This is a genomic window from Neobacillus dielmonensis (assembly GCF_000612665.1).
GTDB classification, from domain to species: domain Bacteria; phylum Bacillota; class Bacilli; order Bacillales; family Cytobacillaceae; genus Neobacillus; species Neobacillus dielmonensis.
The window spans coordinates 1-13083 of the sequence record NZ_HG942054.1 but is presented as its reverse complement, the minus strand read 5'-3'; the positions used below and the strand labels follow the sequence as shown (position 1 = coordinate 13083).

General features: G+C 43.1%; 13 protein-coding genes. 9 read left to right on the top strand and 4 right to left on the bottom strand.

Features of this window, described 5'->3' with window-relative positions:
• Positions 1-59 precede the first annotated feature (59 nt).
• The 3 genes from BN2425_RS09410 to BN2425_RS09400 all read left to right on the top strand — a co-directional run bounded on the left by BN2425_RS09410 (position 60) and on the right by BN2425_RS09400 (position 2062).
• Positions 60-719: an amino acid ABC transporter permease gene (locus tag BN2425_RS09410; protein ID WP_042458164.1), complete on the top strand. Its 660-nt coding sequence runs from the start codon at positions 60-62 to the stop codon at positions 717-719.
• Positions 712-1434: an amino acid ABC transporter ATP-binding protein gene (locus BN2425_RS09405; protein WP_042458161.1), complete on the top strand. Its 723-nt coding sequence runs from the start codon at positions 712-714 to the stop codon at positions 1432-1434. Before BN2425_RS09410 ends, BN2425_RS09405 begins: the two co-directional genes overlap by 8 nt.
• 115 nt (positions 1435-1549) lie before the next feature.
• On the top strand, positions 1550-2062 hold the full coding sequence (locus BN2425_RS09400; RefSeq protein ID WP_081798035.1) for a L,D-transpeptidase: 513 nt from the start codon (positions 1550-1552) through the stop codon (positions 2060-2062).
• 63 nt (positions 2063-2125) lie between these two features.
• Here BN2425_RS09400 and prli42 read toward each other — a convergent pair whose 3' ends face one another.
• Positions 2126-2224: a stressosome-associated protein Prli42 gene (gene prli42 / locus BN2425_RS22485; protein WP_154663481.1), complete on the bottom strand. Its 99-nt coding sequence runs from the start codon at positions 2222-2224 to the stop codon at positions 2126-2128.
• A 163-nt stretch (positions 2225-2387) separates the two neighbouring features.
• Between prli42 and mce the strand changes: the two genes are divergently transcribed.
• The 4 genes from mce to BN2425_RS09380 all read left to right on the top strand — a co-directional run bounded on the left by mce (position 2388) and on the right by BN2425_RS09380 (position 6914).
• Complete coding sequence (mce, locus tag BN2425_RS09395; protein WP_042458155.1) at positions 2388-2801, top strand: methylmalonyl-CoA epimerase; 414 nt, start codon at positions 2388-2390, stop codon at positions 2799-2801.
• Positions 2801-4351 (top strand): acyl-CoA carboxylase subunit beta, encoded by a 1551-nt coding sequence (locus BN2425_RS09390; RefSeq protein WP_042458152.1) that lies wholly within the window; start codon positions 2801-2803, stop codon positions 4349-4351. The genes mce and BN2425_RS09390 overlap by 1 nt, the downstream gene beginning before the upstream one ends.
• Positions 4352-4443: 92 nt before the next feature.
• Positions 4444-5565: a tripeptidase T gene (locus BN2425_RS09385; protein WP_042458149.1), complete on the top strand. Its 1122-nt coding sequence runs from the start codon at positions 4444-4446 to the stop codon at positions 5563-5565.
• Positions 5566-5639: 74 nt separating this feature from the next.
• Positions 5640-6914 carry a DNA polymerase IV gene (locus tag BN2425_RS09380; protein WP_042458146.1) on the top strand — a complete coding sequence of 425 codons (1275 nt, stop codon included), beginning with the start codon at positions 5640-5642 and terminating at the stop codon, positions 6912-6914.
• A 90-nt stretch (positions 6915-7004) separates the two neighbouring features.
• Here the strand turns inward: BN2425_RS09380 and zwf are convergent, their stop codons facing one another.
• Positions 7005-8474: a glucose-6-phosphate dehydrogenase gene (gene zwf / locus BN2425_RS09375; RefSeq protein ID WP_216628805.1), complete on the bottom strand. Its 1470-nt coding sequence runs from the start codon at positions 8472-8474 to the stop codon at positions 7005-7007.
• 226 nt (positions 8475-8700) lie between these two features.
• Between zwf and rnz the strand changes: the two genes are divergently transcribed.
• Positions 8701-9627 carry a ribonuclease Z gene (rnz, locus tag BN2425_RS09370; RefSeq protein ID WP_042458141.1) on the top strand — a complete coding sequence of 309 codons (927 nt, stop codon included), beginning with the start codon at positions 8701-8703 and terminating at the stop codon, positions 9625-9627.
• 56 nt (positions 9628-9683) lie between these two features.
• The gene (locus tag BN2425_RS09365; protein ID WP_042458139.1) at positions 9684-10802 is read left to right on the top strand and encodes a Gfo/Idh/MocA family protein; all 1119 of its coding nucleotides are present in this window, start codon (positions 9684-9686) and stop codon (positions 10800-10802) included.
• A 172-nt stretch (positions 10803-10974) separates the two neighbouring features.
• Here the strand turns inward: BN2425_RS09365 and namA are convergent, their stop codons facing one another.
• A complete protein-coding gene (gene namA / locus BN2425_RS09360) occupies positions 10975-11997 on the bottom strand; it encodes an NADPH dehydrogenase NamA (protein WP_042458137.1) in 1023 nt (340 codons plus the stop codon).
• An 89-nt stretch (positions 11998-12086) separates the two neighbouring features.
• Positions 12087-12926: a pyrroline-5-carboxylate reductase gene (gene proC / locus BN2425_RS09355; protein WP_042458134.1), complete on the bottom strand. Its 840-nt coding sequence runs from the start codon at positions 12924-12926 to the stop codon at positions 12087-12089.
• Positions 12927-13083: the final 157 nt, after the last annotated feature.

Sequence of the window (13083 nt, the reverse complement as noted above, 5' to 3'; positions counted from 1 at the left end):
TTGGAAAAAAGAATTGCTTCCGGACGTCTCTGCTATTTTTAATAGGAAGGACGATAATAATGAATTTGGATTTTGCACAATTTATCCCTTCTCTGCCCTATATTTTAAAAGGTGTTTTAGTAACCTTGAAAATTGTTCTATTAGCGGGGGTATTGGGATTTATTTTTGGTATTATTTTATCTTTGTTTAAGATAAGTTCGATCAAAGTTCTCGGCTGGTTTGCCGATCTCTATACGTCGATTTTCCGCGGAACTCCGCTTGTTCTACAGCTTATGCTGATATACTTTGGGTCACCGCAAATCTTTGGTTATCAAATAGAACCTTATACGGCTGCTGTATTATCCTTTTCACTAAATTCCGGAGCCTATATCTCAGAGATTATCCGTGCCGGAATTCTAGCGGTTGATAAGGGACAACAGGAAGCAGCGATGGCATTAGGCGTACCTTATAGAAAAATGATGTGGGATATTATCCTGCCGCAAGCATTAAAAAATATCTTGCCCGCATTGTTGAATGAATTTATCTCCTTGACCAAAGAATCAGCCATTGTCACCACAATTGGAGTAATGGATGTTATGCGCCGTTCTTATCAGGTAGGCGCGGAATATTATTCATACTTTGAACCATTATTAATTGCCGGTCTGATTTATTATGTGCTGGTTATTGCCTTAACCTTCTTGGGAAAAGCAGTTGAAGGGAGAATGAGACGCAGTGATTAAGATAGAGAAATTATATAAAAACTATGGAAAACTTGAGGTATTAAAAGGGATTACCACTTCCATAAAAACAGGGGAAGTAGTGGCTATTATTGGGCCATCCGGGTCCGGAAAGTCTACTTTCTTGCGCTGCATGAACTATTTAGAAAAACCGACGGACGGGAAGATTTGGTTTGGTGATCAGGAAATAACTGATAAGAAAACAAATATTATGAAGGTCCGACAAAATGTCGGCATGGTGTTTCAACACTTTCATCTTTTTCCTCATAAAACGGTCCTGGAGAATCTGACCTATGCACCAATCAAGGTGAAAGGCTTATCGAAAGCGGAAGCAGAAAAAATAGGTTTAGAGCTGCTGGAAAGGGTAGGTTTGTCCGACAAGGCGAGCGAATTTCCTAATCGGCTGTCAGGAGGTCAGAAACAGCGGGTAGCGATTGCAAGGGCATTGGCCATGCAGCCGGAGGTCATGCTTTTCGATGAACCAACATCCGCCCTTGACCCTGAGATGGTAAAAGAAGTGTTAGACGTTATGAAGTCATTAGCCCATACAGGTATGACAATGGCGATTGTGACGCATGAAATGGGCTTTGCCAAAGAAGTAGCGGATCGTGTGCTTTTCTTGGATAATGGGATGCTTGTTGAAGACAGTCCACCACAAGAATTCTTTACTAATCCCAAGAGCTCGAGGGCACAGGAATTCTTACAAAAAATGTTATAAAAACTTTTTGATTCAAGATGGTCTTAATAGGCCATCTTTTTATTTTGTCAGAAAAATGGAACATGAATGAGCGAGATAAATCAAGGGAAACTAAGGAAAAAGGCAGGTGGTTTATTTGCTAAAAATTTTATCATCAGTCCTGTTTACAATTTTCCTATCGCCACTGTGGCCATTAGGTCCCAACCCATTACCAGGTGACCCGTTTGTTATTGTGAATAAAAGTACAAACGAACTAGCGTATATTAAGGATAACCGAGTTCAAACGACAGTAAGCGTGGGTACAGGTAAAACGCAAGAAATGACTCCTGAAGGCTTATTTACCATAACAGTAAAAGCAAAAAATCCCTATTACCGTCGCAGCAATATCCCTGGTGGAGACCCGAAGAACCCGCTTGGTGCCCGTTGGATAGGGTTTGATGCTAGAGGAACTGACGGCAGAATTTATGGCATCCATGGGACTAATCAACCTGCATCAGTGGGGAAATATATATCACAGGGCTGTATCCGTTCACAAAATGAGGTAATCACCTCATTATTCCCGATGATTCCATTAGGTACAAAAATACTAATTATCCGTTCAAATCAATCTTTTGAACAGTTAGCAAAAGAATACGGTGCGATCAAATAATGGAAAAGAGGATGACTTTCATTTGGGCTCAGTACCCGTTTAGTCATCCTCTTTTTATGTGGATTAGGAAAGAAACCGGGCAATACCAAGGAGGAGGGTAGAGGCAAGCATAGCGATTAGCATTAAATAGACAATTACTTTTCTTGTTCTTTTATTTCTCACTGGGTAAATACCTCCTTATTGCAAACTGCTATACAAACATTTTACATGGACGAGTCAAGTTAAACAACGGAACGGATCTGGGAAAATAGGAAGGATTTATGAATTTTTTCTAGAATAATTTAATTATCGAAAAAATGTTAATATTGAGATAAGGGGAGAAATCATGATTAAGAAGGTTGACCATATTGGTATAGCAGTCAAGTCACTTGATGCGGCTCTTCCTTTTTACATGGGGGTGCTCAAGCTGCCGCTGTTAAAGATTGAAGAGGTTGAAAGCCAAAAGGTAAGAGTAGCTTTTTTACAGGCAGGGGAAACCAAGCTTGAGCTCTTGGAGCCGATTTCATCGGAGAGCACAATCACCAAGTTTATTGAAAAACGAGGTGAGGGAATTCACCATGTTGCGTTGGGGGTCGAATCGATTGAAGAAAGAATTAGTGAAATGCAAGAGCAAGGAATCCGGATGATTGATGAGAGCCCAAGGCTAGGTGCTGGGGGAGCACAAATCGCCTTTATGCATCCAAAATCAGCCTCCGGTGTGTTAGTTGAGCTATGCGAAAAAAAGGAGATGAAGGGGTAATGGTGGACATCTTCGAAAGACTCAATGAATTATATGATAAAAGAAGGGAGATTGAACTTGGCGGCGGCGACGAGCGGATTGATCAACAGCATGCTAAAGGAAAATTAACAGCCCGTGAACGGATTGATTTGTTAGTTGACAGAGGCACCTTTGTCGAGTTAAATCCATTTATTGAACATCGGACCAATGATTTTGGCTTGGATGAGCAAAAAGGCCCTGGAGATGGGGTCGTTACTGGCTTTGGGAAAGTTAACGGCCGTCCGATTTACTTATTTTCACAGGACTTTACTGTTTTTGGTGGGGCATTAGGTGAAATGCATGCCAAGAAAATTGCTAATGTCATGGACTTGGCCGCCAAGAATGGGACACCATTTGTTGGATTGAATGACTCTGGAGGGGCACGAATTCAAGAAGGAGTCGTTTCACTGGATGGATATGGACATATTTTTTACCGGAATGCGATTTACTCCGGTGTTATTCCACAGATTTCCGTCATAATGGGACCGTGCGCCGGGGGAGCGGTTTATTCGCCAGCAATTACAGATTTTGTTTTTATGGTAGAAAACACCAGCCAGATGTTTATTACAGGACCAAAAGTAATTGAGACAGTGACAGGGGAAAAAATTTCTCCGGAAAATCTTGGCGGAGCTGCCGTCCATAATTCAATCAGTGGTAATGCCCATTTTAAAGCCGCATCAGAAGAGGAAGTGCTGCAACACGTTCGCAAGCTCCTAAGCTATCTTCCACAAAACAACCAAGAGAAGACTCCAAGATCTGAACAGCAGCACGATGATGATTATCGACCAGACTTAATCGATGTAGTCCCATTTGATGCTGTGCGTCCCTATGATGTCCGCAGAGTCATTGAACAAGTTGTGGACGAAAATTCCTTTATGGAAATTCACCAAGATTTTGCTAAAAACATTGTTGTCGGATTTGCTAGAGTGAAAGGAGAAGCCGTTGGACTGGTCTGCAACCAGCCTAAGGTAATGGCTGGCGGCTTGGATATTGATTCCTCAGATAAGGCAGCCCGGTTTATTCGGACCTGTGATTCTTTTAATATACCAATTATTACGTTCGAGGATGTCACGGGCTTCTTCCCAGGTGTTAAACAGGAGCATGGCGGAATAATTCGACATGGAGCGAAAATATTGTTTGCTTATTCAGAAGCCACTGTTCCGAAACTTACCGTTATTTTAAGAAAAGCATATGGAGGGGCTTACGTGGCCCTAAATAGTAAGTCGATCGGAGCTGACCTCGTTTTTGCTTGGCCAAATGCCGAAATTGCAGTTATGGGGCCGCAAGGGGCAGCCAATATTATTTTTGCTAAGGAAATCCAAAACAGTGAAAATCCTGAATTGACCCGCCAGCAAAAGATTGAAGAGTATCGCCAAAAGTTTGCCAATCCGTATGTTGCTGCCAGCAGAGGGATGGTGGATGATGTAATTGACCCAAGGGATACGCGAATTAAGATTGTTCAAGCATTAGAAATGCTGCGGAATAAACAAGAATCAAGACCTGCTAAAAAGCACGGGAATATTCCTTTATAACACTACATCTGTATCAGCCAGCCTTTCATTTGATGGCAGCAATCGGAAAAGGTATACTGATATAGTGAGTACATATTATGGAGGTCTTCTAGATGATTAATCAGGAACGTCTGTTAAATGAATTTTTAGAGCTCGTTCAAATTGAATCGGAAACAAAAAATGAAGCACAAATTTCCAAAGTTTTAAAACAAAAGTTCACCGACTTAGGTCTTGAAGTAGTGGAAGATGATACTACCTCTGTTACCGGACATGGTGCTGGCAACTTAATTTGCACTCTTCCAGCAACAAAAGACGGAGTTGATCCCATTTACTTTACATCCCATATGGATACCGTTGTACCGGCAAAAGGCGTAAAGCCATCGATTAAGGATGGATATGTGGTAACGGATGGCACCACAATTTTAGGTGCGGACGATAAAACCGGTTTGTCCGTTATGCTGGAGACCATTCGGGTGTTGAAGGAACAAAATATCCAACATGGGCTGATTCAGTTTGTGATTACGGTTGGAGAGGAGTCTGGTCTTGTTGGCGCAAAAGCCCTAGATGCCTCATTGTTAAAAGCAAAATACGGCTACGCACTTGATAGTGATGGGCTTGTAGGAAACGTAGTGGTAGCTGCTCCTACCCAGGCAAAAGTAAACGCTGTAATATACGGCAAAACGGCTCATGCGGGTGTTGCACCGGAAAAAGGAGTTTCAGCAATCACGATTGCCGCAAAGGCGGTTTCAAAAATGCCATTAGGCAGAATTGATAAAGAAACGACTGCTAATATTGGCCGATTTGAAGGCGGCCAAGCAACCAATATTGTCTGCGATCGTGTGGATATTTTAGCTGAGGCCCGTTCACTAGTTCCTGAAAAAATGGAAGCCCAAGTAAACAAAATGAAACAGGCATTTGAATCGGCTGCAGAAGAAATGGGCGGCCGAGCCGAAGTCGAAGTGAAAGTCATGTATCCAGGATTCAAATTTGGCGAAGGTGACCAAGTGGTGGAAATTGCCCGCAGTGCAGCAGCAAAAATTGGCCGCAGCTGTGAATTGCAGGAAAGTGGCGGTGGCAGTGATGCGAACGTCATCAACGGTTTAGGGATTCCTACTGTCAACCTTGCTGTCGGTTATGAAGAAATTCATACTACTAATGAACGAATGTCTATTGATGAATTGTATAAATTGGCAGATATGACTTTGGCGATTATTGATATTGTCGCTAATCAATAAGGATTTCCAAAGGAGGGTCTTTGACTCTCCTTTTTGTTATACTAAAGTTATAGACAGAAGTAAGGATGATCAAGTTGAAAGAAATGTATCCGAAAAAAGGGCGGGTCATTTTACATGTTGATATGAATAGCTTTTATGCTTCGGTTGAAATGGCCTATGACCCGCGTTTAAAAGGAAAGCCGGTGGCGATTGCCGGCAATGCGGAAGAGCGGAGAGGCATCATTGTTACCTGTAGTTACGAGGCGAGAAAATTTGGAGTGAAAACGACGATGCCGCTTTGGGAGGCAAAAAAACTATGCCCGCAGCTAATCGTCAAAACGCCTAACTTCGATCGGTATCGTGCGGCTTCTATGGGCATGTTTACCATTTTACGTAACTATACAGATTTGGTCGAGCCTGTCTCGATTGATGAGGGATATATGGATATTACCCAATCGTATGAACTGGGCAGCCCCGTCGAAATTGCCGAAAACATACAAAAGCGGATATATGAGCAGCTTGATTTACCCTGCAGCATCGGAATCGCTCCTAATAAATTTCTAGCCAAAATGGCCTCCGATATGAAAAAACCAATGGGAATTACGATCCTTCGTAAACGAGATATTCCGCTTATTCTGTGGCCTTTACCTTCAGGTGAAATGCACGGGGTGGGAAAGAAAACGGCAGAGAAATTAAAAACTATTGGAATTGTAACGATTGGTGATTTGGCAAAGGCCAATGAATTGCAGTTGAAAACACTGCTCGGCATAAATGGTGTCCGACTGAAGGAACGGGCAAACGGAATGGATGAACGCCAGGTCGATCCAGCTTCCGTTGAGGAATTTAAAAGCATTGGTAACTCCACCACATTGCCTAAAGATGTCAGCCATCAGCAGGAACTTTTCCACGTACTTGAGTCGCTTGCGGAAACCGTTTCAATCCGCATGAAGCGAAAGAACGTTCTTGCGGCGACTGTAGGGATTACTATCCGATATAAAGACCGTAAGACCATAACAAGAAGCAAGAAACTTGCAAATCCGCTGCAGTATCAGGAGGATCTTGCAAATGTTGCTAAACAGCTTTTCCTAAAGCATTGGAATGGCGACCCTGTCCGCTTATTAGGGATTACCGGCTACGACTTAATCGAGCAGGATTCTGCCTATAAGCAGTTAGATTTATTTACCTTTGAAAAAGATGCAAAAAAAGAACCATTGTTAAAAACATTATCAGATCTTCGAGACAAGTACGGCAATTCTATCATTGAAACAGCTGGTACCCACAAGGAAGACCCAGCTGATGTTGGTACTGCAACAAGTTTTAATAAGGACTTTCTTCGTTCTTTTCCGAACAAACTGGAAGATGAAGACTAAAACAGGCTCCATTGCATGATAGCAACTGGAGCCTGTTTATTTATGAGGCCATGAGAGCAATTCCGCTTGAAGAAGTCCGTAGCCGGTATCTTATTTACAGACATCGACATCCATATTATTGACTGGCCACCAAAAGAATCCGTCTTTTTCTACTAGCTCATCGGCTGCTTTAGGTCCCATGGAGCCTGCCTGATAATTTGGAAAGTTATCCTCTTTAGTCTGTTCCCAATAAGCTGAGATTTTATCAACAAAGGCCCAGGAATAGGCCACTTCATCCCAATGCGTAAAGTTAGTAGCATCTCCCCGCATACAATCAAAAAGCAATTTCTCATAGCCCTCTGGAGTATTCATGGCATTTGTTCCGGTATTGGCAAAACTTAGTTTAACCTCTTGTGCATCGAGGTGTCCGCCGGCTTTTTTGGCATTAAGATGAAGGGTAATTCCTTCTTCTGGTTGGATGTGAATGACCAGGAGGTTAGGATTTAAAACCTTTTCGGTCTGATAATACAAATTCATTGGGATATCTTTAAATTGAACCACGATTTTTGTTGTTTTGGCTGCCATCCGCTTCCCCGTTCGGATGTAAAACGGAACGCCAGCCCAGCGGAAATTATCGATTTTAAATTTTCCTGCCACAAACGTCTCCGTATTTGAATTTTGATTTACCATTGGTTCATCGCGATATTTAGGTACGGGATTACCATCAATGGTACCTTCCCCATACTGTCCGCGGACAAAATAATCTTTGACCTGTTCTCCTTCAATCATTCTAAGCGCCCGAAATACTCTAACCTTTTCAGAGCGAATTTCATCAGTTGTCAGGCGAATCGGTGGTTCCATTGCAAGCAAAGCCACCATTTGCAGCATATGGTTTTGCACCATATCTCTTAGGGCCCCGCTTGTCTCGTAATAACGGCCCCGTTCCTCTACTCCCAGTGTTTCACTGGAGGTAATTTGAATATTGGAGATGTAACGGTTATTCCAAAGTGGCTCAAAAATGGCATTAGCAAATCGGATTACTTCAATATTCCGGACCATTTCCTTTCCTAAATAATGGTCAATCCGATAGATTTCATCTTCAGAAAAGGCTGTTCGTATCTGATTGTTTAATTCTATGGCTGAAGCAAGGTCGTGGCCAAATGGTTTTTCAATCACCAGCCGCTTGTACCCAGTTACATCCGTCAGGCCGTCTGATTTTAAGTGAAGGGCAATGGTACCAAAGAATTCAGGTGCCATGGCGAGATAAAAAATACGGTTTCCTTCCAACTCGTAGCGCACATCGATTTGGTCAGCGGAATTTTTTAATGCGACATAGGAGGCTGAATCCGTCACATCATGTGATTGATAATAAAAATGTGAAACAAATTCATCCAGATCGTTTTTGATACCCAATGATGACACGACGGAATCACGGACATTCTGCTGAAATTCCTCGTTTGTTAACGACCTTCTGGCAACGCCTATAACGGCAAATTTATGTAGTCTGTTTTTCTCATATAACCGATAAAGGGAGGGAAATAATTTCCGCTTGGCTAAATCGCCAGTAGCCCCAAAAATCATAATTAAGGAAGACATGTTTTGTTCCACAATCGAAACCTCTCTTTTAACTGGCATATTTTTCTTATGTACAAAAACTGATTAAATTTTAACGGTTTTTCTTAGAATTCTCAAATATAATGGATTGCATGTAAACAATTCTTTTATGCTTTATCGACCTATGGAGCATTAAATAAAAGTTTATGCTATAGTTACCCTATAAGCAGGGCAGGAAAGAGAGGCGTTGATAATGGAGGTATTTTTCTTAGGGACAGGCGCAGGAGTGCCCGCAAAACTTCGTAATGTCACATCGATAGCTCTTAAGCTCCTTGATGAACGGGGAGCCATTTGGATGTTCGATGCGGGCGAAGCTACCCAGCATCAAATTTTACATACATCCATTAAACCACGGAGGATTGAAAAAATATTTATTACCCATCTCCATGGTGATCATATCTATGGACTCCCCGGCTTATTGGCAAGCAGATCGTTTCAAGGCGGAGAGTCCGAAGTTACCGTTTATGGGCCAAAAGGCATTAAAGATTACATCCATGCAAGCCTTTCGGTTAGCCAGACTTATTTAAAATACCCATTAACCGTCATCGAGATTGACGAGGGTGTTATTTTTGAAGACGGCCAATTCTTGGTAGAAGCACGGCTTTTGGACCATGGAATCACATCCTACGGATATCGGATTGTGGAAAAAGACAAGCCGGGCACCTTGCTTGCTGATAAGCTTAAGGAAGCAGGCATACAACCGGGCCCAATTTTTAGAAAAATAAAAAGTGGCGAAGCCGTTTCACTTGATGATGGCAGGGTGATCAATCCGCAAGAATTCCTTGGTCCTCCACAAAAGGGCAGAATTGTTACGATACTAGGGGACACTCGCTTTACCGAGAATGCCGTAAAGCTTGCTCAAAATGCAGATTTGTTAGTCCATGAAGCAACATTTGCCAAGGGAGAAGAAAAACTAGCAAACGAGTATTTCCACTCGACCACCAATCAGGCGGCAATCGTTGCTCAACAAGCTGGCTGCCAGCAATTATGTTTAACCCATATCAGTGCCAGGTACGACAGAAATGCTTCCAAAGAGTTAGTGAAAGAGGCGATGGAAGTCTTTGCTAATATTGACATAGCGGAAGACTTTAAGGAAATCTCAATTCCTCCTTCAAAATAATTTACGAGTAAGTATGTATTGTCTAATTAAAATAAACTGCAAATGGGGGAAGAAATATGGGTATTAAGGTTGGGATCATTGGAATTGGAAATATGGGGAAATCCTATGCCCTTACATTAGACCAGGGCTTAATTGCTGGGGCGGAGTTATCTGCCGTTTGCGGCCGGAACACCCAGCAGGAATGGGTAACAACAAATCTGAAAGCTGAAGTAAAGTTTTTCGATGATGAAAATGCTTTTTTTAATGAAGCCAAAATGGACGCTTTATTAATTGCTACCCCGCATTACAGCCATCCGGAGCTTGCGATGAAAGCTTTTGCCAAAGGTATGCATGTTCTGCTGGAAAAGCCTGCTGGGGTCTTCACAAAGAATGTAATAGAGATGAATCAGGCGGCAGCAAAAAGTGGAAAAGTATTTTCTATGATGTTTAACCAGCGGACTAACCCGTTATATCAAAAATTACGGAATCTAATCCTTGCTGGTGAGCTTGGCGAAATCAAAAGGACAAATTGGATTATCACGGATTGGTACCGTTCCCAAAGTTATTATGATTCAAGCCATTGGCGGGCCACATGGAAAGGTGAGGGTGGAGGCGTACTTTTAAATCAAGCGCCACATCAATTAGACTTGTGGCAATGGACGACCGGTCTTGAGCCAAAGCGTGTCCATGGGTTTTGCCATAATGGTAAATACCATGATATTGAAGTTGAGGATGATGTCACGGCTTATGTAGAATATGAAAATGGTGCAACAGGTGTATTCATCGCCTCGACAGGTGAGGCTCCGGGGACGAACCGTTTCGAAATTCAGGGCGACCGTGGAAAAATCGTAGTTGAAAATAATGCCCTTACTTTTTATCGATTGACCCAGTCGGAACGAGAATTTAATGCAACGTATAAAGGCGGTTTTGGAAAACCGGAATGCTGGACAATTGATATTCCGGTAGCAGGTGAAAACACAGCCCACCAAGGGATCATCCAAAATTGGATTGATGCGATCACCAAAGGAACCCCACTACTTGCGCCAGGAGAAGAGGGCATTAAGGGAGTAGAACTCGCCAATGCCATTTACTTGTCTTCATGGTTAAATCAAACGATAGAATTACCAGTCAATCCCGACTTCTATTATGAAAAATTACAAGAAAAAATCAACCAATCGGTGAAAAATTATAGATAGGGAGTAATAAGTAGCCAAATCAAAACCAATAATAAAGAGCTGATTCACAATAGGGTTTCTACCCCTGTGAGTCAGCTCTTTTTAATGGCTGTGTTAAACTTGGTCGTTGCCTTCCCAATCAACTGGTAAAAAAAATCAACACTGTCCTTTAACAAAGCCAATTAATAAATATTTAAATATTCCAGCCTCGTTCGTATTGCTTTGGTGACTCGAGGGACACTCCAAGTTCTTTAGCTGCCCTTCTTGGCCAGTATGGGTCACGCAGCAGTTCCCTCGCAAGAAAGACTAAATCAGCGCGGTTGTTTTCCAAAATCTCCTCTGCATGGACAGGGGAAGTAATTAATCCTACAGCACCTGTGGAGATGTCAGCGCCGTTTCGAATCGTTTCAGAGTATGGCACTTGGTAGCCTGGATAGGTATGAATATGTGCAGGTACGACCGCGCCCGAGCTTACATCAACTAAATCCACGCCCTGCTCTTTCATCCATTTGGCAAACCGTATGTAATCCTCAGGAGATAGCCCGCCCTCTGTATAATCATGAGCTGAAACTCTAACAAATAGCGGTCCGTCCCAAACCGTTTTCACCGCATCAATGACTTCGCGGAGAATTCGATAGCGATTTTCTGCTGAACCGCCATACTGATCCTTTCGTTTGTTGCTTAGTGGGGAGAGGAATTCATGAATTAAATAGCCGTGGGCGCCGTGAATTTCAATGACGTCAAACCCGGCTTTCTTTGCCCGTTCCGCGCCATCTTTGAAAGCAGCCACAGTTTCTTTAATATCCTCTAAAGTCATCTCTTTAGGAATCTTGCTTTTTTCGTTAAAAGCAATCGCCGAAGGAGCGATGATTTCTCCATCCAATACCGCTTTTCTACCGGCATGGGCGAGTTGAATGCCTATTTTGGCGCCATTCTCTTTTACAAGCCCGGTCAATTCTTGTAAACCCTCGATATGATCTTCACTCCAGATTCCCAAATCCTCTGGTGAAATCCGGCCTTGTGGAGTGACGGCGGTAGCTTCGACAATGATTAGCCCAACCTGGCCTACCGCCCTCGTGGTATAGTGAGTCCGGTGCCAGTTTTGGACACGGCCATCTTGGTTATGGCTGGAATACATACACATTGGCGCCATGACAATGCGATTTTTAAGCGTCAAGCCCTTGATTGTGTAGGGAGTAAATAATTTTGCTGCCATTAGAAAAGCCCTCCTGTTTGTTTAATACCATAACTAGTATAGCAAATGTTGGAGTACCTCATGTGTTCTTGCGCTCGGGCACTTTGGAATTAATGTTTCCCTACGGTTAGCTTAGAACTCAATGCTTCGCCCAGTTTCTTCGATTGGGCAGTGGCTGCTTTAATACACGAAACAAATGCTTGTTGCACCCCATGTTCTTCCAGGACACGGATTCCGGCTTCCGTTGTACCTCCTGGGCTGGTCACTTCACGGCGTAATTGCTCCGGTGACTTAATTGAGTTTTTCACCATTTCCGCCGCGCCGATTAAAGTTTGGATAATAAGCTGTTGCGCCATTTGCTGTTCAAGCCCAATTTCCGCCGCACTCTCTTCCATTGCCTCGATTAAATAATAAATGTAGGCGGGGCCGCTACCGGATAGCCCAGTAACTGCATCAAGCTGTTCTTCTTCCACAAAAGCTGCTAAACCTACAGACTCAAATAATATCTTCGCGGTTTCTACTTGGCTCTTGGTCACCCGCTCGTTGACGGCAATGGCAGTTGCGGATTTCCCAACCGCCGCAGATGTATTCGGCATGGAACGGGCAATCGATAGTGGCTTATCTGCCAGCAATTCGATGGTCTTCATTGATACACCGGCCAGCACGGAAACAATCAGCATTTCCTTGTTTAAATGCTCACGAATAGATTCGATGGCATTCCCCGCATCCTTTGGCTTCATGGCCAGCATCACCATTTCTGCACCTTCAAAAAGTGTTGGCAAGTCATAGGTAGCTTGGATTCCATAACGATCCTGTAATTCGGTTAATCGTTCCTTATTAGAGTTATTTGTTACCCAAACATTATTTCTATCGATTAATTTCTTTTCGAGAATACCGGAAATTAAGGCTTCAGCCATCGAACCGGCACCCACAACAACGATTTTTTGCATAAGTATTCCTCCTTTTTATCATTAGGCTCTGCTCATTTGGCTGTTGATTTCCGCTCCAGTCGCTCAGCGAACCCGCGGGCGTGCCGGGGGGAGCCTCCTCGGCGCTGAAGCGCCTGCGGGGTCTCCCCAGCCCCGTACTCCCGCAGGAGTCGAGCGC